This window comes from Bradyrhizobium sp. CCBAU 45389 (assembly GCF_028128625.1).
Lineage (GTDB): Bacteria > Pseudomonadota > Alphaproteobacteria > Rhizobiales > Xanthobacteraceae > Bradyrhizobium > Bradyrhizobium liaoningense_B.
Window position 1 is genome coordinate 83,646 of the sequence record NZ_LBIY01000097.1, and the last position, 24,145, is coordinate 107,790.

Annotated in this window: 23 protein-coding genes; 11 read left to right on the forward strand and 12 right to left on the reverse strand. The window is 64.3% G+C overall.

Features of this window, described 5'->3' with window-relative positions; all coding sequences use genetic code 11:
* Nucleotides 1-23 precede the first annotated feature (23 nt).
* On the reverse strand, nucleotides 24-383 hold the full coding sequence (locus XH79_RS33210; RefSeq protein ID WP_212343125.1) for a DUF427 domain-containing protein: 360 nt from the start codon (nucleotides 381-383) through the stop codon (nucleotides 24-26).
* A 197-nt stretch (nucleotides 384-580) separates the two neighbouring features.
* On the opposite strand from XH79_RS33210, the gene XH79_RS33215 reads away from it, so the two are divergent.
* The gene (locus XH79_RS33215; RefSeq protein ID WP_011088461.1) at nucleotides 581-817 is read left to right on the forward strand and encodes a BolA family protein; all 237 of its coding nucleotides are present in this window, start codon (nucleotides 581-583) and stop codon (nucleotides 815-817) included.
* 26 nt (nucleotides 818-843) lie between these two features.
* Entirely contained in the window at nucleotides 844-2,037 is a 1,194-nt protein-coding gene (locus XH79_RS33220; RefSeq protein ID WP_271584416.1) for a low temperature requirement protein A, read from the forward strand.
* 13 nt (nucleotides 2,038-2,050) lie between these two features.
* Here XH79_RS33220 and egtD read toward each other — a convergent pair whose 3' ends face one another.
* Both egtD and egtB read right to left on the reverse strand, forming a co-directional pair.
* Nucleotides 2,051-3,022, reverse strand: coding sequence for an L-histidine N(alpha)-methyltransferase (gene egtD / locus XH79_RS33225; protein ID WP_271584417.1), 972 nt, complete (start codon nucleotides 3,020-3,022; stop codon nucleotides 2,051-2,053).
* A gap of 51 nt (nucleotides 3,023-3,073) precedes the next feature.
* On the reverse strand, nucleotides 3,074-4,372 hold the full coding sequence (gene egtB / locus XH79_RS33230; protein ID WP_271584750.1) for an ergothioneine biosynthesis protein EgtB: 1,299 nt from the start codon (nucleotides 4,370-4,372) through the stop codon (nucleotides 3,074-3,076).
* Nucleotides 4,373-4,655: 283 nt separating this feature from the next.
* Between egtB and grxD the strand changes: the two genes are divergently transcribed.
* The 4 genes from grxD to XH79_RS33250 are packed head-to-tail and all read left to right on the forward strand — an operon-like array spanning nucleotide 4,656 to nucleotide 8,138.
* The gene (grxD, locus tag XH79_RS33235; protein WP_018647423.1) at nucleotides 4,656-4,982 is read left to right on the forward strand and encodes a Grx4 family monothiol glutaredoxin; all 327 of its coding nucleotides are present in this window, start codon (nucleotides 4,656-4,658) and stop codon (nucleotides 4,980-4,982) included.
* A gap of 4 nt (nucleotides 4,983-4,986) precedes the next feature.
* Nucleotides 4,987-5,538, forward strand: coding sequence for an O-acetyl-ADP-ribose deacetylase (locus XH79_RS33240; RefSeq protein WP_271584418.1), 552 nt, complete (start codon nucleotides 4,987-4,989; stop codon nucleotides 5,536-5,538).
* A gap of 46 nt (nucleotides 5,539-5,584) precedes the next feature.
* Nucleotides 5,585-6,871, forward strand: coding sequence for a serine hydrolase domain-containing protein (locus tag XH79_RS33245; RefSeq protein WP_212343132.1), 1,287 nt, complete (start codon nucleotides 5,585-5,587; stop codon nucleotides 6,869-6,871).
* Nucleotide 6,872: 1 nt separating this feature from the next.
* A complete protein-coding gene (locus XH79_RS33250; RefSeq protein WP_271584419.1) occupies nucleotides 6,873-8,138 on the forward strand; it encodes a serine hydrolase domain-containing protein in 1,266 nt (421 codons plus the stop codon).
* 63 nt (nucleotides 8,139-8,201) lie between these two features.
* On the opposite strand, the gene XH79_RS33255 is transcribed toward XH79_RS33250, so the two are convergent.
* From XH79_RS33255 to murI, 6 genes are all read right to left on the reverse strand, one after another.
* Nucleotides 8,202-9,269, reverse strand: a complete 1,068-nt coding sequence (locus XH79_RS33255; protein ID WP_271584420.1) for a threonine aldolase family protein — start codon at nucleotides 9,267-9,269, stop codon at nucleotides 8,202-8,204.
* Between the two features lie 89 nt (nucleotides 9,270-9,358).
* A complete protein-coding gene (rpsD, locus tag XH79_RS33260) occupies nucleotides 9,359-9,976 on the reverse strand; it encodes a 30S ribosomal protein S4 (protein WP_212343136.1) in 618 nt (205 codons plus the stop codon).
* Between the two features lie 199 nt (nucleotides 9,977-10,175).
* On the reverse strand, nucleotides 10,176-10,943 hold the full coding sequence (locus XH79_RS33265; protein WP_271584421.1) for an acyltransferase: 768 nt from the start codon (nucleotides 10,941-10,943) through the stop codon (nucleotides 10,176-10,178).
* A gap of 106 nt (nucleotides 10,944-11,049) precedes the next feature.
* Nucleotides 11,050-11,433 (reverse strand): cupin domain-containing protein, encoded by a 384-nt coding sequence (locus tag XH79_RS33270; RefSeq protein ID WP_212343138.1) that lies wholly within the window; start codon nucleotides 11,431-11,433, stop codon nucleotides 11,050-11,052.
* A 72-nt stretch (nucleotides 11,434-11,505) separates the two neighbouring features.
* Nucleotides 11,506-12,279: an HpcH/HpaI aldolase family protein gene (locus tag XH79_RS33275; RefSeq protein WP_212343139.1), complete on the reverse strand. Its 774-nt coding sequence runs from the start codon at nucleotides 12,277-12,279 to the stop codon at nucleotides 11,506-11,508.
* Nucleotides 12,280-12,340: 61 nt separating this feature from the next.
* Entirely contained in the window at nucleotides 12,341-13,132 is a 792-nt protein-coding gene (gene murI, locus XH79_RS33280) for a glutamate racemase (protein WP_271584422.1), read from the reverse strand.
* A 174-nt stretch (nucleotides 13,133-13,306) separates the two neighbouring features.
* Between murI and XH79_RS33285 the strand changes: the two genes are divergently transcribed.
* Nucleotides 13,307-13,858 (forward strand): cytochrome b, encoded by a 552-nt coding sequence (locus XH79_RS33285; protein ID WP_271584423.1) that lies wholly within the window; start codon nucleotides 13,307-13,309, stop codon nucleotides 13,856-13,858.
* A gap of 325 nt (nucleotides 13,859-14,183) precedes the next feature.
* On the forward strand, nucleotides 14,184-14,825 hold the full coding sequence (locus XH79_RS33290; RefSeq protein WP_271584424.1) for a glutathione S-transferase family protein: 642 nt from the start codon (nucleotides 14,184-14,186) through the stop codon (nucleotides 14,823-14,825).
* A gap of 7 nt (nucleotides 14,826-14,832) precedes the next feature.
* Here XH79_RS33290 and XH79_RS33295 read toward each other — a convergent pair whose 3' ends face one another.
* On the reverse strand, nucleotides 14,833-15,639 hold the full coding sequence (locus XH79_RS33295; protein ID WP_212343152.1) for a Crp/Fnr family transcriptional regulator: 807 nt from the start codon (nucleotides 15,637-15,639) through the stop codon (nucleotides 14,833-14,835).
* 249 nt (nucleotides 15,640-15,888) lie between these two features.
* On the reverse strand, nucleotides 15,889-16,971 hold the full coding sequence (locus tag XH79_RS33300; protein WP_212343153.1) for a SecDF P1 head subdomain-containing protein: 1,083 nt from the start codon (nucleotides 16,969-16,971) through the stop codon (nucleotides 15,889-15,891).
* Nucleotides 16,972-17,215: 244 nt separating this feature from the next.
* On the opposite strand from XH79_RS33300, the gene XH79_RS33305 reads away from it, so the two are divergent.
* Both XH79_RS33305 and XH79_RS33310 read left to right on the forward strand, forming a co-directional pair.
* The gene (locus tag XH79_RS33305; protein WP_271584425.1) at nucleotides 17,216-19,123 is read left to right on the forward strand and encodes an acyl-CoA synthetase; all 1,908 of its coding nucleotides are present in this window, start codon (nucleotides 17,216-17,218) and stop codon (nucleotides 19,121-19,123) included.
* Between the two features lie 173 nt (nucleotides 19,124-19,296).
* Nucleotides 19,297-20,622, forward strand: coding sequence for an LVIVD repeat-containing protein (locus XH79_RS33310; RefSeq protein WP_212343155.1), 1,326 nt, complete (start codon nucleotides 19,297-19,299; stop codon nucleotides 20,620-20,622).
* A gap of 68 nt (nucleotides 20,623-20,690) precedes the next feature.
* On the opposite strand, the gene XH79_RS33315 is transcribed toward XH79_RS33310, so the two are convergent.
* Complete coding sequence (locus XH79_RS33315; protein ID WP_212343156.1) at nucleotides 20,691-22,058, reverse strand: ABC transporter substrate-binding protein; 1,368 nt, start codon at nucleotides 22,056-22,058, stop codon at nucleotides 20,691-20,693.
* Between the two features lie 205 nt (nucleotides 22,059-22,263).
* On the opposite strand from XH79_RS33315, the gene XH79_RS33325 reads away from it, so the two are divergent.
* Complete coding sequence (locus tag XH79_RS33325) at nucleotides 22,264-24,117, forward strand: ATP-binding protein (protein WP_442869991.1); 1,854 nt, start codon at nucleotides 22,264-22,266, stop codon at nucleotides 24,115-24,117.
* Nucleotides 24,118-24,145 lie beyond the last annotated feature (28 nt).

Below are 24,145 nucleotides of genomic sequence, written 5' to 3' on the forward strand. Positions count from 1 at the left end.
CTCGGCGTCAGAGCGCCCTGGACCTAGCCCACTTCCTCGATCTTCACCTTGTCCGGATAAAAGGCGAGATGGCCGGTAATCTCGGTCATGGCGGGGAAGGGCGTCTCGTAGGTCCAGATCGCGTTGTCGAGCGTCTTGCCGTCGGCCTTGACGCTGTAATAGCTCGCATCCCCCTTGTAGGGGCAATGGGTGACGCGGTCGGTGCGCTCCAGGAGGGCCATGTTGGCGTCCTCCCGCGGCACATATTGCACCGCCGGATATTTGGCCTCCTTCAGGGTCAGCGCCTTGCTGGTCTCGGCGATCACGATGTCGCCCGCCGTGATACGGACGCGCCGCGGGTTCGGGGTGATGGTGATGGGGTGGTCCGGCCCTGGAAGCTTCATGATTTCACGCCCTTTCGATCAATCTGCCGCGCGCGGCACTTTGTCGTGCCTTTGTCCCGATGCGATCAGGGATATAGTGCCGGAAAGCGTGACGTAGAAGGCCGTTCACGCTAAGTTTGGCCCGCCGGCCCCGGGGACCCCGGCGAGCGATTCGATGACGAGGCTGCTTTGCAGCCGAGATAAGGAGCTAGACCCGAATGCCCATGGACGCCCACGATATCGAGGCGATGATCAAGGCAGCGATCCCCGATGCCGAGGTGACCATCCGCGACCTCGCCGGCGACGGCGATCACTATGCCGCGACCGTGATCTCGGAATCCTTCCGCGGCAAGTCCCGCGTCCAGCAGCACCAGATCGTCTATCAGTCCCTGCGCGGCCAGATGGGCGGCGTCCTGCATGCGCTGGCGCTGCAAACCGGGGTGCCGGGCACCTGAGCTGACCAGCGCGACGGGAGACGACGATGGCTGCTGAGCATTCGCGCGGCGCGATGTTTCGCGTCATCACGCCGAACCAGCCCAGCCGCGTCACCAATGCCGAGCTGTTCTTCGACCTCGTCTTCGTCTTCGCCGTCACGCAGGTGTCGCACACGCTGCTGCACCATTTCACCCCGCTCGGCGCGGTGCACGTCACGGTGCTGTTTCTCGCGGTGTGGTGGGTGTGGGTCTACACCGCCTGGGTCACCAACTGGCTCAATCCGGATCTGACGCCGGTCCGCATCCTGATCTTCCTGATGATGCTTGGCGGCCTCGTGCTGTCGACGACCATTCCGACCGCCTTCGAGGGGCGCGGCCTGTGGTTCGCGATCGCCTATGCGACCATGCAAGTCGGGCGCACCGGGTTCTGGCTGTTCGCGACCCCGCGCCATCGCACGGCGGTGCGGCACAACGCGATCCGCATCCTGACGTGGCTCTCGATCTCGGCGGTGTTGTGGATCGCGGGCGGTCTTTCCGAGGGAGAGACCCGGCTATGGCTGTGGATCGCGGCGGTCACCTGGGAGTATGTCTCGCCCGCGGTCCGGTTCTGGGTCCCGAAGCTGGGCTTCTCGTCGGTCGAGGCCTGGGCGGTCGAAGGCAACCACATGGCCGAGCGTTGCGCCGGCTTCATCATCATCGCGCTCGGCGAGGCCATCGTCGTCAATGGCGCGACCTTTGCGGAGCTGGAGTGGACCGCCGACAACATCCTCGCCTTCGTCTCGGCGCTGGTCGGCAGCATCGCGATGTGGTGGGTCTATTTCCACAAGGGCGCCGAGGCCGGCTCCGAGCGGATCTCGAAATCCACCGAATCCGGCCGGCTGGCGCGGCTCGCCTACACCTATCTGCACATGCCGATCGTCGCCGGCATCATCCTCACCGCGGTCTCGGACGAGCTGGTGCTGAAGCATCCGACCGGCCATTCCGATCTCAGGACGATCGTGAGCACGATCGGCGGACCCCTGGTGTTCCTGATCGGCACCATCCTGTTCAAGCATTCGATCCGCGGCTTCCTCCAGCTCTCGCACGGCATCGGCATCATCCTGCTGCTGGTGCTGTGGTGGTTCGCGGCCGACCTGTCGCCGCTCTGGCTGTCTGTCGCAACGACCGTGATCATGATCGTGGTCGCGGTGTGGGAGTCGGTGTCGCTGGGATCGAAGGTGGAGGAGGCCGGGGAGCATTGAGCTCCCGGCGCTCTTACTCCGCGACCTCCAGTGCGTGCACCGAGAACATCTTTGCCGCGTCCGTCCAGCTCTCGCGCACGCGCCAGCCGGCGCCCTGCGCCAGCGCGGCAAAACGCTCGAGGCTGTATTTGTAGCTGTTCTCGGTATGAATGCTCTCGCCCGGCTTGAACGAGAAGCTGGTGCCGAGCAGGCGCACGGTCTGGCTCTTCCTGCTGATCAGGTGCATCTCGATGCGGTGCCGCTCGCGGTTGTAGATCGCGCGATGGGTGAAGGCGGACAGGTCGAAATTGCCGCCGAGCTCGCGGTTGATGCGCACCAGGACATTGAGGTTGAAGCGGGCGGTGACGCCGGCTGCATCGTTGTAGGCATCGTGCAGCACGCGCTCGTCCTTTTCGAGGTCGGCGCCGATGATCATCTGCGCGCCCCGGCCCAGAATTGCGCGCGCGCTCTTCAGGAAGGCCTGCGCTTCATGCGGCTCGAAATTGCCGATGGTCGAGCCCGGGAAGAAGCCGACCTTGGGCATCGATGCCACCGCCTTCGGCAGCTCGAACGGCGTGGTGAAGTCGGCCGCGACCGGATAGATGCCGAGCGAGGGGAAATCCCGCTTCAGGCCGTTCGCCTGCGCGTTGAGGAAATCGCCGGAGATGTCGACGGGGACATAGGCCGCGAACTTGCAGTGGCTCAGCAGCAGGCGGACCTTCGTGGTCGCACCGGCGCCGAACTCGACCAGCGCTGCATGCTCCGGGATGATCTTCGCGATCTCGCTGCCGCGCTCCTTCAGGATCGAGAGCTCGGTGCGGGTCGGATAATATTCCGGCAGCTTGGTGATCGCCTCGAACAGCTCCGAGCCGGTCGCGTCATAGAAATATTTCGGCGACAGCTTCTTCGGCTGCTGCGAGAGGTCCTCGATGGCCTCGCGGGCGAAAGCGGTGGTCTGCTCGTCGGGGAGATGGGCTTCGGCCAAAGCGCTGGCGTGCACATTCATGATACTCTCCTGAACGCGCTGTCCGGCGCGCATTTGTCGTCGGATTAAAGACTAGACGTATTCGGCGAGCCGCAGTCCCGTGAACTGCCAGCGGTGGTGCGGATAGAAGAAGTTGCGATAAGTGATACGGCTGTGGTTCTCCGGAGTTGCAAGCGAGGAGCCGCGCAGCACGAGCTGGTTGACCATGAACTTGCCGTTGTACTCGCCGAGCGCGCCTTCGACGGCGCGATAGCCGGGGTAGGGCGAGTAGGAGCTGCGGGTCCACTGCCAGACGATGCCGAAGGCGTCGTTGAGCTGCCTGGTGCGGGCTGCGACCTCCCATTCCATCTCGGTTGGGAGATGCTTGCCGGCCCAGCGCGCGAACGCATCCGCCTCGTAATAGCTGACATGGCAGACCGGCGCGTCGGGATCGACCGGCTTGAGGCCCGCGAGCGTCATCACCTGCCATGCGCCATCGACCTCGCGCCAATATCCCGGGGCCTGCCAGTCTTCCTTGCTGGCCGCGGCAAAGCCGTCCATCAGCCACAGCGTTGCCGTCCGGTAGCCGCCGTCGCGCATGAAGGCGAGCCATTCGGCATTGGTGACGAGATTGCGCGCGACCTTGACAGGGCCGACGAGGGCGCGATGGGCAGGCTTCTCGTTGTCGAAATGGAAGCCGTCATCGAAATGGCCGACGGTGTGGATGCCTTCGTTGAGCGTCAGCCAGTCGTCGCCGGTACGCGTCGCCGCCGGGAAGCGCCAGGCCGGGTCGTAGGCCGGATAGACCGGATTCTGCGCGAAGGCGTGCAGGATGTCGGTGAACATCAATTCCTGATGCTGCTGCTCGTGGTTGCGCCCGACCTCGACCAGCGGCGCCAGGGCCACAAGCGTGTCATTGCTTGCTTCGCGGAAGAATTTGACGACGGCAGCATCGACATATTTGCGGTAAGCGCCGACCTCGTCTGCGCTCGGACGGGTGATGTCGCCGCGATGGTTGCGGGCATGCCGCGGGCCGGCGCTGACGTAATAGGAATTGAACAGGAATGCGAAATCGGGGTGAAAGGGCCGGTAGCCGGAGGCGTGCTCGCCGAGCAAGAACTGCTCCCAGAACCAGGTGGTATGGGCCCGGTGCCATTTCGCAGGGCTCGCATCCGGCATGGACTGGATCTGCTGGTCCTCGGGCGACAGCGGCGCGGCCCGGCGTTCGCTCTCGTTGCGAACCGCGAGAAACGCCTCTTCCAGCCGTTGGGCCAGGCTGCCCTCCTCGGAGGACGGTGACGAAAGCGCGGGGGCGGCCGTGGCGGAGGCTGGTTTCGTCACGTTTTTCTCCAGACAGGACAAGAGAACGTTGTTGGCGTTGCCCGGTTCCAAAACCAAGGTTCGTCCTAGATAGGGGCTCCGTTACGGTATGAAAGTCCTCTCCGGGGATGATATTCGTGTCATCATGCAATGGGCCGGCGCTGCCGGGGCCGGCCGCCCAAGGCCGGGAGAAGGCCAGGAGAAGGCGAGGAGAAGCCCGGGACAGCGACCGTTCGCCGCCATTTTACTTTGGATGCACAACGGTTTGGGCTACATATATAGGCAGGTATCGGGTTAAATCGGCTGAGCCGGCCCGAAGCAATTGGTGAGGGCTCTGCCCCAGAAGGACACGGATATGAGCATCGCGGAATTCATCGACAATGAAGTGAAGTCGAACGACGTGGTTCTGTTCATGAAGGGTACGCCGCAATTTCCGCAGTGCGGTTTCTCCGGCCAGGTCGTCCAGATCCTCGACCATATCGGTGTCGGCTATAAGGGCCTCAACGTCCTCGAATCCGCCGAGCTGCGCAACGGCATCAAGGAATATTCGAACTGGCCGACCATCCCGCAGCTCTATGTGAAGGGCGAGTTCATCGGCGGCTGCGACATCGTCCGCGAGATGTTCCAGGCCGGCGAATTGCAGCAGCTCTTCTCCGAGAAGGGCGTCGTCGTCGCGGCCTAAGGGCGTGACCGTGCTGTCGCGCCGGATTGGCGGCGCGGAGCTCGACGTTATCGTCGCCGACATCACGACCCTGAGCGTTGACGCCATCGTCAACGCAGCGAACACGTCGCTCCTTGGCGGGGGCGGCGTGGATGGCGCGATCCATCGTGCGGCCGGGCCCGAGCTTGTCGCCGAATGCCGGATGCTCGGGGGATGCCCGACCGGCGATGCCAAGATCACCAAGGGCTATCGTCTGCCCGCCCGCCATGTGATCCACGCGGTTGGTCCCGTCTGGTACGGCGGCACCCGCGGCGAGGCGGAGGCGCTTCGCTCCTGTTACCGCCGTGCGCTGGAGCTCTCCCAGGCCAATGGGCTGAACTCGCTGGCTTTCTCCGCGATCTCGACCGGCGTATATCGTTTCCCGGCCGACCAGGCCGCAAAGATCGCGGTCCATGCGACCATCGAAGCCCTGCCGGCTGCGCCGCTGGTTGCCCACGTCATATTTTGCTGTTTCTCGGAGACAAGTGCCGCACTCCATACGGACGTTTTGGTGCGATACGGCAGCTCTTGTGCCTGATGACGCGGTCGGTACACTCCGCCGGACCATGTTCCGGGGAGGGGATATGATTTTTCATTTTGGACGGCGCCCATTTGTCTATGGCGCATTGTTGTCGCTCGGCGTGATGTCGCTGGCGCGCGCGGAGGGCACCTACGAGATTCCGGCCGGCGCGCATTTCAACCAGGACAAGCTCGCCAAAGTCAGTGACTTCTTCAAGAACGAGGTCGCGACCGGCAAGATCGCCGGCGCAACCGTGCTGATCCAGCAACGCGGCAAGCCGGTCTACCACGAGGCCTTCGGCGTGCAGGACGTGGTCAGCAAGGCGCCGATCACGGACAAGACCATCTTCCGCCTGTTCTCGATGACCAAGGCGATCACTTCGGTGGTCGCGATGCAGTTGATCGAGGACGGCAAGATCAAGCTGGATGATCCCGTCTCGAAATACATTCCGTCGTTCGCCAATGTGAAGGTCGGCGTCGAGAAGAAGGCCGAGGACGGCACCAAGTCGCTCGAGCTGGTGCCGCCGAACCGGCCGATGACGGTGCACGATTTGATGACGCACACCTCCGGCGTCACCTATGGTTTCTATGGCGACAGCCTGGTGCGCAAGGCCTATCGCGACGCCAACATCTATGCCGGCGATTTCGACCTCGCCGAGTTCGCCGAGCGCATCGCGAAACTCCCGCTGCACAACCAGCCGGGCGCGCTCTGGCAGTACGGCCATTCCACCGACATCCTGGCGCGCGTGATGGAGATCGCGGCGGGCAAGCCGCTGATCGACATCATGCAGGAGAAGCTGCTCACTCCGCTCGGCATGGTCGATACCGGCTTCTTCGTCACCGACCCCGAGAAGCAGAAGCTCTTGGCGCAGCCGGTGCCGAATGACGCCGATTTCCGCGTCGGCCGCATCAACGATCCGACGGTCGTCAAGAAGATCATGTTCGCCAGCGGCGGCATGGTGACGACCATGGCGGACTACAAGCGCTTCGCCCAGATGCTGCTCAACGGCGGCAGTCTCGACGGCAAGACCATCCTCAAGCCGGAGACGTTCAAGCTGATGGCGACCGATCAGATCGGTCCGAAATCGGGCGTTGATCGCGACTATTTCTACTTCCCCGGCGACGGTTTCGGCTTCGGCCTCGGGCTGGCGGTCCGCACCGATCCCGGCAACGCCAAGCCGCCGCCGCCCGGCGATCTCGGCGAATTGAAGTGGGACGGCGCCTCCGGCTGCTATTTCGTGATCGATCCCAAGCAGGACATGTTCTTCGTGCTTCTGGAGCAGACCCCGACCGAGCGCCAGCGCGTGCAGCGGACGCTGAAGCTGCTGGTTTATGAAGCCATGGAGAATTGACATGTTCGGGCGCCGTGCGCTGTTCGCGGCGCTCGTTCTGCTGTTGAGTGCGGCCGGTGCGCAAGCGGGCTCGGAGACGCGCGCCGCGCGCAGCTTCTCGCCTGAAGGCCTCGCAAAGGTCTCCGACTACATCCAGAAGGAGATCGTCGCCGGAACGTTTCCGGGCGCGATCCTGCTGCTGCAGCAGCACGGCAAGCCGGTCTATTACGAGAATTTCGGCGTCCGCGACGCGGCGACCGAGCTCTCGATGAGCGCGGACACCATCTTCCGCCTCTACTCGATGTCGAAGCCGATCACGACGGTCATGGCCATGATGCTGGTCGAGGAGGGCAAGCTCTCGCTCGACGATCCCGTTTCGAAATACATCCCGGCCTTTGGCGAGATGAAGGTCGGCGTCGAGACGAAGGCCGAGGATGGCAAGGTCTCGCTCGCGCTCGAGCCGCTCCATCGTCCCGTGACGATCAAGGATCTGATGCGCCACACCGCCGGGCTTCCTTACGGCTATTACGGCGGGGGCCTGGTGAACAAGCTCTATGCCGATGCCGGTCTGTTCGACAACAAGGCTTCGACCAATGCCGAGCTCGTCGCGAAGATCGCCACGCTGCCGCTCGCCGAGCAGCCCGGCACGATCTGGGACTATGGCCTCTCCACCGATGTTCTCGGCCGCATCATCGAGGTGATCTCGGGGAAATCGCTGTTTCAGTTCGAGAAGGAGCGGCTGCTCGATCCGCTCGGGATGACTGATACCGCTTATTATGTCGCCGATCCCGCCAAGTGGCCGCGCATCGCCGAGCCGATGCCTGGGGATCGCGCGATCAGCCCGATGACGCAGGTTCGCGATCCCCGCAAACCGCTGAAATGGGAGTCGGGCGGTGGCGGCCTCGTCGGGACGATTGGCGACTACGCGCGCTTTTCGCAGATGCTGCTGAATGGCGGCACGTTTGAAGGCCGGCGCTATCTCAAGTCAGAGACGATTGCGTCGATGGCCAGGGACCATATCGGGCCGGAAACGAAGATCGCACGCGACCAGAACTATTATCCGGGCGGCAGCTCCGGCTTCGGCCTCGGCTTCGCCGTGCGAACCTCGGTGCCGGAGGGCACGTCCTGGCCGCTCGGCGAGTATCGCTGGGACGGCGTCGGCGGCACCTTCTTCTTCATCGATCCCGAGGACGATTTGTTCGGGATCTTCATGGTGCAGACGCCGTCGCAGCGCGGCCGGATTCAATTGGCGCTGAAGACGCTGATCTATCAGGCCATGGGGCGGTAGACTCTTGTTTTGACGCGTTTTCTTTACGCGAACCGGTATCCACTTCGCTCGAAAACGCTCTGATTATGCCCCGCGCACGATCTCGCGCACGTATCCGATCGTCTCCTCGATCTGGGCCGCATTCACGTCGAGATGGGTGCAAGCACGGATGCGGCCGTCCATCATCGCCAGCGTCACGCCGCGCTGGCGGAGCGCTGCGACCATCTTGTCGCCGGGAATGCCGGCGCCGTCGGGCTTGAAGAACACCAGATTGGTCTCCGGCTCCTGCACCTCGATGCCCGCGATCTGCGACAGGCCGCGGGCGAGCGCGCGCGCATTGGCGTGGTCGTCGGCGAGCCGCTCGACGTGATGGTCGAGCGCATAGATGCAGGCGGCGGCGCAGATGCCGGCCTGCCGCATCGAGCCGCCGAGGCGCTGCTTCCATTGCCAGACCGCATCGATGAAGGCGCGCGAGCCCGCGAGCACGCCGCCGATCGGCGCGCCCAGGCCCTTGGAGAAATCGATCCAGGCCGAGTCCCAGCCCGCGGTCATGTCGCGCGGAGAGATGCCGCTGGCGACGGTGGCGTTGAGCAGGCGCGCGCCGTCCATGTGGGTGACGAGGCCGTGCTGCTTGGCGATCGCGACGATCTCGTCGAGGGCTACCTTCTTCCAGATCGTGCCGCCGCCGATATTGGCGGTCTGCTCGACGCTGACGACGGTCTGCGGCGGCTGGTAGCGCGTGCGCGGATGCAGCGCTTTCCGGAACGTCTCCGGCGTGAACTGGCCGTCAGGCCCCTTGAGCTGCGTAACCTGGAAGCCGCCGATCGCGGCATGCGCGCCGCCTTCGCGGGCGATGATATGCGCGGTCTCATGTGCCAGGATCTCGTCGCCGGGGCGGCAATGCACCAACGTCGCGGTGACGTTGCACATCGTGCCCGAGGGCATGTAGACCGCAGCTTCCTTGCCGAGCAGATCCGCAACGCGCTCGCACAGCGCGTTCACGGTCGGATCGTCGCCGACCTGCTCGTCACCGACCTCGGCCCGCGCCATCGCCTCGCGCATCCCGGCCGTCGGCCTGGTCTGCGTGTCCGACAACAGATTGATGCGCACCGGCGGCGCTTTGGGATCAACGGGAGGAGGGGTGTAGAGCATGAGACGGCTCCTAAAAGCATTGCGGCCACTGAAGTGTGGCTCTTAAGCAAAAAGGCCCCGGCGAACCGGGGCCTTTCGATATTCAGATCTTAGCGCGAATAGAATTCGACGACCAGATGCGGCTCCATCTGCACCGGGAACGGCACGTCAGAGAGGCCGGGGATGCGCGTGTACTTCGCGGTCATCTTGCCGTGGTCGACTTCGAGATAGTCGGGGACCTCGCGCTCGGGAAGCTGGCTGGCTTCGAGCACGTGGGCGAGCTGCTTGGAGGCTTCCTTGACCTCGATCACGTCGCCGACCTTGAGCTGGTAGCTCGAGATGTTGACCTTGCGGCCGTTCACCTTGATGTGGCCGTGGTTGATGAACTGGCGGGCGGCGAAGATCGTGGAGACGAACTTGGCGCGGTACACGACCGCGTCGAGACGACGCTCGAGGAGGCCGATCAGGTTCTCGCCGGTGTCACCCTTGAGGCGGCTCGCCTCGACATAGATGCCGTGGAACTGGCGCTCGGAAATATTGGCGTAGTAGCCCTTGAGCTTCTGCTTGGCGCGCAGCTGCACGCCGAAGTCGGAGAGCTTGCCCTTGCGGCGCTGGCCGTGCTGGCCGGGGCCGTACTCGCGGCGGTTCACGGGGCTCTTCGGGCGGCCCCAGATGTTCTGGCCCATACGGCGATCGATCTTGTACTTCGCCTCACTGCGCTTAGTCATCGCGTCCTCTTCGGTTGCATGGTTTGAGGAAACGCGCCCTCCTGTGTGACGGGCCAGGCCCGGCACCGACAGGTCCGATCCCCAAAGCTAGAGGGAGAGGACCACGGGTCGCGAAACGCTTCGCGGGCCGAAATCGGCCCGCGAGCAGGCGGCTTTTAGGTGAATGTGGGCCGTTCTGTCAATGCGAATGGCCGCAAAATCAGGTCCCAACCGCCCGAATGGGCTTTGGCCCGGCTGCCCGCAATTCGGCAGCGATTTCAGTGTTCAGGACCTGTTCCAGCCGGGTCAGGACCCGGGCGATGGGGGCCGCGTCCGTGACCCGATGGTCCCAGCGAATCACGACATGGATGGACTGGTCGCCCTCGACCACACCGTAGCTGACAATGAACGGGCCCGGCGTGATGGGATGGAGCTCACCGCCGCCATAGGCGGCCACCGAGCTCACCGCGAAGCTGCCGAACCAGTTGCCGCGCTGGCGGCCGAAATTGAGCCCGACCGCCCAGCAGAGCCGCCGCAACGGCAGCGGCAGGCGGGTGGCCCGCATGACCTTGCGGAACATGGGAACCTCCTCGACCGGAGCCGTCTTGGCGCGCCGGATCTCGGCATCGACCGCAGCCAATGTCATGGTCTCGGGAGCCGCGATCCGCTGCGGCATTACGCATTCCTCGCCGCCCTCCACCCGGGCGATCGCCACCGACGCCACGCTCTTGGGCAGCTCATAGAGCGTCGGCCAGGGCCATTTGGCGTAGACCGTGCGCAGGACCGGCTCATCCTTGGCGACGATGGCAAAGGCTTTGACGAACATCGCAGCCCAGCCGGCCGGCGCCATCGCGCCTGCGCGGGCCTCCAGCAGGGGGCGAACATCGAGTGAACGGGAGAGCGAGACGAACGGCACGTCCATCGAGGCGCGCATGAGGTCGCAAATCAGGCGGCGCGGCAGCGAAATGGTCTTGGGTGTCCCGCGCATCGCTCTTTCGGTTCCCGCGGATTAAAATATGTGCAGCGAGCGGGGTTCCCGCTCGCCGCTTGCTCTAGCACGAACCAACCCGCTTGGGGCCGGTCGGTTCGCCGCATCAGGGCGCCGGCGAGGCCAGCGGCTTGGTCTTGTCGACGACGTAAACTCCAAGCACTTTCATAGCCTTATCGCCATGGGCCTTGGCGTCGTGCACGACGCCTGCCGGGATCTGGTAGGAATCACCGGCTTTCAGGGTCTTTTCCGGCTGCCCGTCGATCAGGAGATTGAGCTCGCCTTCCAGCACGTAGCCCGTTTCGACCCCGGGATGGGTATGGCGTCCGGCCGAACCGCCCGCGGGGACTTCCGCGATCGCGGTGACGGTGGCGTAGCCGTCGGGGAATTCGACCTTCTGGAGCGGGGTGCGCTTGATGCCGGGCTGCTGGGCGAAGGCCGTAAAGGCAAGGCCTGCGAAGGACAGAGCGAGCAAAGTCTTCTTGAGCATGGTTGTTTTTCCTCCCTGGAGCCGCCGACCCTAACTGCGCGGCAGTTCCCGGCAAGGTAGTCGTCGGCTTGTTCAGCGCCTGATCCCGTCGAAAGCCGCCATGATGCCGCGCTGGAACAGCGACCAGTCGAAGCCGAGCGCGATCGCGCGGTAGCCGCGGTCGATCAGGGCGTTGGCCTGCTCGGCGGTGCGCGCCACGCCGCCGATCGGCACGCCGCTTTTGAGGATGCCGGCTTCGGCGCGCGCAACCAGCTCCAACAGCTCCGGATCGTCCATCTGGCCGCGCTTGTTGATGGACGTCGCGAGATCGCCGGGACCGATGACGGCGACGTCGATGCCGGGCGTGGCCATGATCTCGTCGATGCGGTTGACGGCCTCGACATGCTCGATGGTGACCATGCAGATCATCTCGTCGTCGGCGCCAGCCATGTAGTCCGGCATCGACTGGCCCCAGCGGAACGGGGCGTGAAAGGGACCCCAGAGCCGATCGCCGCGCGGCGGATAGCGCACGCTGCGCACCGCCTTCTCGGCCTCGTCGCGATTGCTGATCATCGGAAAATTGATGCCGAAGGCGCCGATATCCATCGGCGCCTTCGCAAGCCACGGCTCGTTCGCGGCGATCCGCACCAGGGGCGTGCACGGCGTGCCCGTCGTCGCGGCGATCATCGCATGTGCTTCGGTGAGGCCGATCGGTCCGTGCTCGAGATCGACGATGATCCAGTCGAGCGAGCGCGCCATGATCTGCACCAGCTGCACGCTCGGGATAGTCGCGATCGCACCGAACGCGGGGCGGCCCTCGCTCCACAATTGGCGGAGGCGATTGAGCGGCTTTGCGGGGACCGACATGTGATGACCTGCGCAGAGATGACGATGGCGGAGCCTAGCAGCGCGCCGTCAATGCGGAAAGTCAGGCCACCGCGCGACCGCCGAAGAACGGCGTCAGCATGGCGCTGAGGCCATGCACGCGGTTCGACGTAAAGATCATCTCGGCGCCGGACTGCGTGAGGCCGCCTGTGCGCGCACCGAGCAGGTCCGCGACGCGGCGGGCGATTGCGGGCGCGGGGTCGATCCAGTCGACCGGCCAGGGTGCAAGCTTCTTCAAGCGGTCGAGCAGCAGGGGATAATGCGTGCAGGCCAGCACCACCGTGTCGGTGCGCGCGCCCGCCTCCTCGCCGACGAAACAGGGGACAAGCTCGGCGCGGATGGCCTCGTCGCTGACGGAAGCGCCACTCAGCTCGGCTTCGGCCAGCGAGGCAAGCTCGGGCGAGCCGACCAGCGTCACCTCGCATCCTTGCGCGAAATCGCGGATCAGCGCCTTGGTGTATTCGCGCTTCACCGTGCCCTTGGTGCCGAGCACCGAGACGCGGCGGGACTTCGACTGCGCGCAGGCCGGCTTGATCGCCGGCACCGTGCCGACGAAGGGCAGGGAATAAACGGCGCGCAGGTGCGACAGGACCAGGGTGGAGGCCGTGTTGCAGGCAATGACGACGAGGTCGGGATCATGGGTGCCGATCAGTTCACCCATCAGCGGCACGACGCGGGCGATGATCTCGTCCTCGCTGTGGTGGCCGTAGGGGAAGAAGGCGTCGTCGGCGACGTAAACATAGTGCGCGTCCGGGCGCGCGGCCACGACCTCGCGGAGCACCGTGAGCCCGCCAAGGCCGGAATCGAATACCAGGATCGTCGGGAAATTGGTCACGTCGTTACCTTAAGGGCTCATGGTTACCATTCGGTTTTTGGGGCGGTTTTGCGGCGGAGCCGCGTGGCCACCAATTTGGAACGATTCAATTTCGTGATTCCCGCATTGTCCCGCTATCAGGCAGCGATATTGCACTGCGGGTGGGGACATGCCCGCAAATTCCGGAGACCCGACATGATCAGAAACACCAGTCACGGCTGGGGCAGCATTTCCCGCTGGCTGCACTGGATTTTGGCCTTGGCCATCATCGGCATGATCGGCTTCGGCTGGTGGATGAACCACATTCCGGCGCGCCCCGACCGCTTCTTTTACCGCTCGATCCATGCCGACATCGGCTATGCGATCCTGCTGCTCACGCTGCTGCGCCTGGTCTGGCGCGTTGCCAATCCGACGCCGGCTTTGCCGCCCGACAGCCAGCCCTGGCAGAGGCTTGCCGCCCGCATCAGCCATGGTGCGCTCTACCTCGCCGTCATCGTCGTGATCCTGCTGGGCTGGGCCCATTCCGGCGCGCATACGCCGGATTATTCGGATTTCTTCGGCTTGTTTCACGTGCCGCAATTCACCTCTCCCGACCGCGAAGCCGCGCGCGCCTATGAGGATCGCCACATCCTCTTTGCCTATGTGCTGCTCGCCCTGATCGCGGTTCATGTGGTGGCCGCCGTCTGGCACCACTTCATCCGCCGCGACCGCGTGGTGACGTGGATGGTGACGGACGAGGCTGGGTAGGGTGACGGTCTCGTGTCCCGGACGCGCTGCAACGCCACTTAGCGTTGCTGCGCAGAGCCGGGACCCAGGTTGCGGGGGTTGCTCTCGGCCGCATGGGCCCCGGCTCTGCAGCGCACCGTCGAAGTGACGCTGCGCTGCGTCCGGGGCACGAGAGGAAAGTGTGGGGGCACACTCTCCACGTCGTCATTGCGAGCGCAGCGAAGCAATCCAGTATCTTTCCGCGGTGGCGGTCTGGATTGCTTCGCTGCGCTCGCAATGACGGAGTATGATGCAACGTCACGACCGACACGACGCCTTCGCCCGCGTCGTCTGCGCAGGAGGCGCCATGCTCACCGTCCACCATCTCGGCAAGTCGCAGTCCGAGCGCATCGTCTGGCTGTGCGAAGAGCTCGAAATTCCCTACGCGCTGAAGTGCTACACGCGCGATCCCGTCACCATGCTGGCGCCGCCCGACTACAAGGCGCTGCACCCGATCGGGGCGGCGCCCGTCATCACCGATGGCGATCTCGTGCTCGCCGAATCCGGTGCCATCGTCGACTACATCATGGCGAAGTACGGCAGCGGCCGTCTCGTGCTTCGTCCTGACGATCCCGATTTCGCGCAGTTCCTGTACTGGTTTCACTTCGCCAACGGCACACTGCAGGCCGGCATGGGCCGGCTGATGATCCTGAACCGGCTCAAGCTTGCCGAGGACAATCCGATGCTGGTCGCGACCAAAGGGCGTGTCGACCGCGCCTTCGATCTGGTCGATGCGCGCGTTCGCGATGCCGAATATCTGGCGGGCAAGACCTTCACCACCGCCGACATCATGATGGGCTTCTCGCTCACCACGATGCGCTACTTCCAGCCCTATGATCTCCAGCGCTGTCCGAACGTGGTCAAATATCTCGGCCGCATCGGTGCGCGTCCCGCCTACCGGCGGGCGATGGAGAAGGGCGATCCCGGCATGGCGCTGCTGCTGAGCTGAGCGGGGATCACGCGATCCTGTTGGTGGTCGGCGCCCGCGCCGCGTTGAGTTGCTTCTGCAGGCGATCGATGTTCTGCAGGAGGCGCTGGCTGGTCAGCACCAGGAAATAATAGCCGAACTGCGGATCCTGGAAGTAGATCTCGAGCAGCCGGTCATAGGTGATCGTCAGCACCTGTCCGTCCTCGATGCATTCGATCGTTCCGGTGCGCCGGTTGTCCGGCGTGAGGAAGCCGAGCTCGCCCATCAGCGCGCCCGGCAGGATCTCGACGTTGATCTCCTTGACCAGGAACTTGCCGGTTACCGTGAGGAGCATCTCCTTGGCCGGATCGCCCAGCTTGAACAGCGTGTCGCCGCGGCGATATTTGCGCTCGGTCATGAACGGCTTGAGCCACTCGATCGACATGTCGCCTTCGGCCGCATGGCGGGCCTTCTTGACCAGCTTGAGCATCTGCCGCAGGCGAAGAGCGTTGATCGGAAGCAGCAGGAGATAGAGCAGGAACGTCGCCACGTTGGCCGAGAGCGCGCCGAACATGGCGAAGAACGCACAGCCGACCATGTTGGCGACGCGCAGCGGCACCATGGTCCGCATCAGGAGCGTGGCGACGAAGAAGCCGGCGCCGACCGCGGCGAACAGGTTCGCCAGCGTGATGTTGTGGACGAAGATCTCCAGCATCCGGTTGAAGATCGCGTCCCAGGTGACGTTATTGGGATCGAGGCCCATCTGGACCAGGATCTTTGCGATCCTGAGATTGTCCGTTGCCGCATCGAGAATGCGGTCGAGGATCGACGAAATGTCTGCGCTGCCGGACGGCATGGTACTAACCCCGCGTAAGGCCTTCAGTCCTTGGGTACTCGTATAGCGGAAATCGAATGACGACCGCTTGAAATGAAGCCTTCGGCCGTCATGCCGCAAGAGGCAAATTTTAGCCTGATCGGGCGTTTCGGCAATTGCCCGTTGGTTATGCGTATGGCCGCGGCGTCCCCGTGATTCGTGATCAGGGGACGGCTTTGCCGGCAGCTCCGAGGCCCCGGACGAGGAGGGACATGCGGGTGGTGTTCCGCCTCAGGGCTTGGCGGCGGGCTGCACGACCTGTTGGTCGACGAGGGTCAGGTGTCCCGGCAGCGCGCCGGCGCGCAACATCATGGCAACGCTATTGGCCTCTTCCAGGGTGAAATTCCCGGAGATCTGGCCCGAGCCGCCGGTGATGGGCTCGCGGATCACCGGGGCGGAGAGCACCTTGCCGTCGAGCACGATGGCAAAGGGCTTTCCGATATTCTCTTCCGTGATGTGGGCGAAGCGCCGCGTGCCGCGGCCATTGAAGCGGAACGAGGCGATCGGCTCGTTCGTGCCGCTCGCCAATCCCGGGCCGGCATAGCTGATGTCGTCGCCCTCGATCGCGCTGTCCTTTGCAACGAGATAGGCGCGCTTCTCCTTGAAGCCGAACAGGACTTCGGAGCCCGCTGGAGGCGTGCCGAGTTCGGCCTGTTCCGCCGGCATCGAGATGTCGATCATGCGGAAGCTGACCTTGACCTTCGTGGCAAAGATCGCGCTGACGCGCTCGGGCTCCATCATCCCCGGGACGAAGATGCGGATGCGGTCGGTGCCATCAGGCTGGGCGCTGGCGAGCTTGATGCCGGCATCCTTGAGGCGCTGCTCGATCATGGCGATGGAATCCTCGACGAGGTCGTGCAGCCCTGCGGCGGATGCGGCGTCAGTCGGCTTGAGCCTGACCAGCCCGTCGCCGCCGTCGGTCACGGTGAGCGCATGTGATGGCAATCCTTCAGCGGCCGATGCGAGCTTGCGCGCGAGTTGTTCGCGGCCCTTGGCGTCGGCAATCTTCACCTCGACCGCACCGTCGCGGATCGCAAGACCCGAGAAGGCGATCTTGCCCTCGCGCAGGGTCTTGTAGACGTCGTCACGCAAATCCGTGAGGGCGCTCTCGCGCAAGCCGTCGGTATCGACCTTGTAGACGATCCGCGAGCCGCCGAGTTTCTCCATCTTGTCGCCGATGAAGGCCGCGATCTTGGCGCGCATCTTCTCGAGCTGGCTGTCCGCGGCGAGCGCGGCGCGGGGCAGGGGGACCGCCGAGGCCATCGCAAGCGCGAGGATGAGCGGTGCAATGCAATTCCGCAGGGGCGTGGTCATGATCACCTTAAGTCTTGCGGCAGGACGCTGGCAGGCGAATCTGATGCCAGTTCTTGGTCCCCGGATCGGGTGCGGAGGTTCAAATTCCGTTCGACCCGGCCCGTGTCGCCGCAGCCGCCAGGCAATGGACGAACGCCAAATCATCCCTCATTGTGTTCCCGCTCGGCCGGCCATCGGCCGGGTCCCGCCAAACCAAAATGTCAAAAGACAGGGGGCGGGGACATCTGAGGGAGGACGAAATTCCATGGCGGGCATCCATGCGCTCGATCGGCTGATCGGCAATGACTATCCGGACCTTTTGACCGACGATGAGGTCCGTGCCTTCGAGCGGGTCCCTTACGCGGACCGCGTCGCGGCCGAGAGCACTTATGACGCCATCAAGCTTGGGGCTGCACGCAACCCCGACGGCGCGGCGATCCAGTTCCTGCAAAATGCCGATCCGTCCGACACGCCGGTCGTGGTCACTTATCGCGACTTCATTGCGCGCGTGACGCAGGCCGCCAACATGTTTCACGCGCTCGGCGCGGAGAAGGGCGACGTCATCAGTTTCATGCTGCCGCTGGTGCCCGATGCCTTCGTGACGCTGTTCGCTGCGGAAGCCGCCGGTATCGCCAATCCTGTCAATCCGCTGCTGGAGCCGCACCAGATCGCGGAGATCCTGGAAGCTGCGAATACGAAGATCCTGGTGGCGCTCGGGCCGATGCCCGGCACCGATATCTGGCAGAAGGTCGAGCAGATCCGCCCGCAGTTGAAGCACCTCAAGGCGGTTGTGCAGGTGTTCGGCGGCGGCGATCCGGATAAGGGCGTCTTTGCGTTCAACGACCTGATCAAGCAGCAGCCGGCGGACCGGCTTATCAGCGGGCGCAAGATTTCGGGTGCCGATATCGCCGCCTATTTCCACACCGGCGGCACCACCGGCACGCCAAAGCTGGTGCGGCACACCCATGCCAACCAGGTCTATCAGGCCTGGGCGCTCAGCCTGCTGCTGAAGTCGAAGCCGGGCTCCAATTTGCTGTTCGGCATGCCGCTGTTTCATGTCGGGGGATCGCTGACGCAAGTGCTGCTGACCCTGTCGTGCGGCGGCTCGCTGGTCGTGCTGTCGCCGAGCGGCTGGCGCAATCCGAACTCGGTGAAGAACATCTGGGGACTGGTCGAGCGCTTCAAACCCGAGGCGTTGTCGAGCGTGCCGACGGTGTTGGCTGCGACGCTTGCCGTGCCGCCCGGCAATGCCGACATCTCCAGCCTGAAATATGCCGCCGGCGGCGGTTCGGCGATTCCCGTCGCCGTGGGCTCTGCGATCCAGGACAAGCTGAAGCTGCCGGTGGTCGAGGTCTACGGCATGACCGAGACCTCGAGCGTGCACACGCTGGCCTATCCGGGGCGGCCGATCCGGCTCGGTTCGGTCGGCCTTCCCATGCCTTACGCGCGCGTGCGCATCGTGCAACTCGACGCCGACGGCCGCCTGATCCGCGACTGCAAGCCGGATGAGATCGGCGTCGTCATCATGGCCGGGCCCGGCGTGTTCGGCGGCTATCTCAACGACGAGCACAACAGGGGCGCCTTCGTCGACGAGGTCTGGGTCAATTCCGGCGATCTCGGCCGCCTCGACGCCGACGGCTATCTCCGGATCACCGGCCGTGCCAAGGATCTCGTGATCCGCGGCGGCCACAACATCGATCCGGCGCCGATCGAGGAGATCATGTTCCGCCATCCCGCGGTCGGCTTCGCCGCGGTGGTCGGCCAGCCCGACGCTTACGCGGGTGAGCTGCCCGTGGGCTACGTGCAACTGAAGCCGGGCGCCAGCGTTGAGCCGGGCGAATTGGAGACGTGGGTGCGCGAGCGCACGCCGGAGCGCGCCGCCGTACCGGTGCAGGTCATCCCGATCGATCCAATGCCGGTGACGGGTGTCGGCAAGGTGTTCAAGCCGCAGCTGCGCTGGGACGCCGCGCAGCGCGTGTTCACCAAGGTGCTGGCACCGCTCGCCGAGCGTGGCATCGACTGCAGGGTGAAGGTCGGTGCGCATGGCAGCCACGGCTCGATCGCCACCGTGACGCTCACCGGCCTGCCGCCGGATCAGCGTGAGGTTGTCGCCGGCGAGGTGCATACGCTGCTGGCGCCGTTCGTGATGCGGCACGAGGTGGTGCAGGTCTAAAGCGCGACGAGATTTGGATGAATCGTCATCGCGCTTTAGGTTGTTGTTTGAGCATGATCTTTTCGGAAAACCGCTGCGCACTTTTCCGGATCATGCTTTAGGTGAGAGCGCGAGAGGCTTGCATGCCTCGCTGCAAGCGAGCATCATCCCTCCAAAAAAATGGGGGGAAATCGATGCCTCAAGTCTCTCGCCGCCGCCACCTTCAACAATTGTCGGGTGTGTTCGGAGCCGCCGCGCTGTCGGCGTGGTCGAGGTCGGCCTCGGCTTCGGAGGCGGACATTCCGCCGGAGGGCATCGGCAAGGGCATCCAGCACATCTCCTACAGCGACATCGGCGGCCGCCCCGACAGCGTGCAGGTGATGTTCAACCGGCAGCACGTCTATGTCGGACACATGTTCAGCGATGGCGTGACGATCCTGGACGCCTCCGATCCGCGCGCACTGAAGCCGGTCAATTTCTTCACCGCGGGGCAGAACACCCGCACCCACCATTTGCAGGCGGCGGAGGACCTGCTGCTGGTGGCGAACGGCGCCAACATCGTCGCGATGCAGTCCTACGACAACATGCGCGGCTATTTCGAGAACACGCTGGTCGACAGCATCACCAAGACCAAGAAATTCCGCTCCGGCCTGTCGATCCACGACATCTCGAAACCGGGCGAGATGCGCGAGATCGCGTTCCTCGAAATGCCCGGATTCGGCATCAATCGGCTGTGGTGGCCGGGCGGCCGCTACGCCTATGTGTCGGCGCATTTCGACGGCTTCACCGACCACATCCTGTGCGTGGTCGATCTCAAGACCATCACCAAGCCGGAGATCGTCTCAAAGTGGTGGCTGCCGGGCATGAACCGCGCGGCCGGCGAGCCGGCGACGCCCAAGGGCAAGCGCTTTGCGCTCCATCACATGATCACGGCGGGCGATCGCGGCTATGCGGCCTGGCGCGATGGCGGCTTCACCATCCACGACATCAGCGATCCCGCAAATCCAAAGCTGCTGTCCCACATCAACTGGTCGCCGCCCTTCGCCGGCGGCACGCATACGCCGCTGCCATTGCCGAAGCGACAGCTCGCGATCGTCGCGGACGAAGCCAACGCGGAGAAATGCGCCAAGGGCTTGTTCCACACCTTCGTGCTCGACGTGCGTGCGCCTGAGAACCCGGTGCCGATCGCAACGCTGCCGACCCCGCGCGAGCGTGATTTCTGCACGAACGGCACCTTCGGCCCGCATAATCTGCACGAGAACCGGCCGGGCTCGTTCCAGAGCGAGGAGACGATCTTCGCGACCTACAACAATGCCGGCGTGAGAGTGTTCGACGTCAGGGATGCCTTCGCACCGAAGGAGATCGCCTACTGGGTGCCGCCGGTGCCGAAAAAGCTGGTCGATCCCCGTCCGAATATCGGGCTCGCAGCCAAGACCTGCGACGCCTATGTCCGGCCCGACGGGCTGATGTTCGTCTCCGACTGGAACGCCGGCATGCACGTGCTGCAATATCAGGGGTGAGCGACGCACAAGGCTGAGTTGGCGACTTGTCCGCCGACCACCTCTTCCGATTGGGTGACGCTTCGCCGCTACCCGCGGATCGCCGCATTGGCCTGCGCGGCTGCACCAGTCATGGCATCCTTTGCCGGTTTCTGGCCGTTGACCACTTCATTGACGCCGATCATGAACGCATCCAGGATCGGCCTCGATTGCGGATGGAAGAGAATCGCCTTGGCGCGGTCGACATCGGCATTTTGCAAATTGGTCAGCGCGGCCTCGGCGGCTTGCGAGCCGAATGCCTTCTTGAAGCCCTCGCTGGACCACGCCGACACGCGTGTCGTCGCCAGCCCTGCTGCGGCAGTCTGCAGCGATGTCGGCTTGCTTGTCGCCCAGAGCAGGAACAGGAAAGCTGCCCGCTTGTTTCGTGATTTTGAATTGATGCAGGCCTGCCAGTGCGACATGAAGGGCACGGGGGCGCGACCAGGGACATGCGGAAAGACCGCAAATTCGGCCTGCTTCGCGACGCGACTCCTGGCCGGATTGGAGATGTCGGTCGCGAAATTGCTGCTGTCGATCGCGACTGCAGTGCGTCCCTGCAGGAAGTCGTCCAGCACGTGGTACCATTCATAGCTGCCGACGCCGCCAGGCCCGGCCTGGCTGAGCAGGCGTCCGTACATCTCGACGGCCGCGATGGCTTCGGGGCTTGCGAAAACGGCCTTGTTGTCCTTGACCATGGCGCCGCCGTAAGAGAACACAAAGCCCATCGCCGGCGGGGAGGAATTGCCGCCGGCCTGGGCCCGCATCGCGATCCCCGACATCTCGCCGGACTTGAGCGCCTTGGCGGTCACGAGCAGCTCTTCGAACGTCTGCGGAACCGGCAGGTTCTTGGCTGCCAGCGCGTCCCCGTTGATGAACATGGTCATCGCTTCGGAGGTGATCGGTATGGCGTACCGTTCGCCGTCGGACCACAGCGGGAAGGCCCGAGCCGTTTTGAGCAGGTCGCTCTCGTCATACCAGCCGAGATCGGTCAGCGACCTGTTGGAATAATAGCCGTTCAGCGGCTCGAGCCATCCTCCCGAGATGCCCTGACCATAGGTCGTGAACATGAAGACGTCGGGCGTCGTGCTGCCGCGGGCGAGCCTGATCGGCAAGGCGCCGAGATATGTGGTTTCGAGCTGGAAATCGATGGTGACGTTGATGCCGGTGAGCCGGGTGAACTCCGGCAGCAGCGGCGTGATCGCATTCGACCAGGGATGGATCGCGCCCGAAAGAGAGATCGTCTGTCCCGCAAACTGCTTCCAATCGATGTTCGCGCTGGCGTATGTCGCAGCGCGATCCTCGGCGAAGCTCCAGCGTGGCAGCGCGGCCAGCGCCGGCAAGACTGCGCCCGCCGCCCCCAGTCCGCTGACGAAGCTGCGACGGCTGGTCGGACTTCGACCGCTCTGTGCATGCGTCATGTTGGCTCTCCCTGCGACGGCAATCATTCGCAACACGAGCCATACCGGTGATGTGCGGCCCTCGCGCGACGACTGACGGCCAAACCGGTCTAACCTTCCGGGCGAGAATGTCGGGTTCTCGCCCTAACCATGCTATTATTCTATCATGCTCTGGCGTCGACACCAGAAGACGCGCTGTCACACGAGCATCGAAGATCCAAGGCCGATGTCAGTCCCTGCTCTGGTCCCGTCTTTGCGATGGCTGGCTCGTCCGCTGGTCGTGGCGGTCGTGGCGCTTCTGACGCTTTTCGCTGCGACCGGGTTTCTCGGCCTGCAATATCGGCAGGAGCGGCAGGCGGCCCATGACCTGCTTGGGCATAGCCGCCAGGTGCTCGAAACGCTCGATCGGTTGCGTGCGATCACCGCCGAGCTGGAGACCGAGCGGCGCGGGTATCTAATGACCCTCGACCCCACCTATCTCAAAGCCTACGGCGTCTCCGACGAAGGTGTGCGCCGCGAGGCGCAGGCGCTGCTGGTGCTGGTCGCGGACGATCCGTTGCAGAGTCTGCGCGCGCAACATCTGGCGCTGACCGTTTCGGCAAAGCTGCGCGAGATCGACGAGATGGTGAAGTCCGCCGGCACGTCCGGGCAGGCGGCGCTGGCGATGATCCGCAGCATGGATGAGATCCGCTCGCAAATCGATCAGATGGTGGATCACGAGCGCTTTCGGCTCGCCGACCGGGAGACCCATGCCGAAGCATTCGAGCAGCGCTGGACCTGGCTGATTGCCGGCGCCGTTGTCCTCATCGTCGCGCTGGCGGGAGCGGCGCTGGCGCTCGCGCGGCTCGAAGCGAAACGGCGGAGACAGGCGACCGAGGAGAACATTCAACTGCAGAGCGATCTTGCGGCGCGAGATATCAAGATCCGGCGCCTGTTCGACGCCAACATCATCGGTATCATCATCTGGGAAGTCGAGGGGCGCATTCTCGAGGCCAATGACGCGTTCCTGCGCATCGTCGGATACGACCGGGACGATCTCGCCTCAGGGCGCCTGCATCGATACGACCTCACGCCGCCGGAATGGCGCGACCGCGACGTGAAGACCGTGGCGGAGTTAAAGCGGATCGGGACGGCCCAGCCGTTCGAGAAGGAATATGTGCGGAAGGATGGAAGCCGTGTCTCCGTGCTGATTGGCGGGACGATGTTTGCATCAGGTGCAGATCAAGGGGTCGGCTTTGTCCTCGATCTGACGCCTCTCAAGCGGGCAGAGGCCGAAGCTCGCGAGCATGAGCGGCTCTACCGCGAAGCCCTCATGGAGCTCGCGCACGCAAATCGCGTCACCACGATGGGGCAGCTCACGGCTTCGATCGCCCACGAGGTCAACCAGCCGATCGCCGCGATCGTGGCGAACGCCGAGGCCGGGTTGAACTGGCTGGAGGCTCAACCGCCAAATCTGGAGCGGGTTCGACAGACATTCGACTGGATCACCAGCGATGGCATGCGAGCTGGCGACATCATCGGCCGGATCCGGGCGCTGATAAGGAAGGCGGCGCCGCAAAAGGAGGATATGGAGATCAACCAGGCGGTGCTCGATGTCATCGCGCTGACCCGCAGCGAAGCGTTCAAGAACGGCGTCTCGGTACGAACGCAACTTGCCGACGGCCTGCCGACCATTCCGGCAGATCGGGTTCAGCTTCAGCAAGTGCTGCTCAACCTGATCGTCAACGCGATCGAGGCGATGGCCGCGGTTGGCGAGCACGAACGCGAGCTGCTGATCAGCACCGATCGGGACGTCTCGAACGGTGTGCACGTCACCTTGCGGGATTCCGGTCCGGGACTGGACCCGAAGAATGTCGACTGCCTGTTCGAGGCCTTCTACACCACCAAGCCGACAGGCATGGGGATGGGCCTAGCCATCTGCCACTCGATCATCGAGGCGCATGGCGGACGGATGTGGGCCGGCGCAAACGAGCCTCGGGGCGCCGTCTTTCAGTTCACCCTGCCTCTCGCCTCAGACGAGGCCACATCGCGCCTGTTGGAGGCGGACGAGCCAACGGGCCTGCGCTCTGTGGCCCGCTGACGGGGGCTGCGCAGCACGCGCCTTTCGT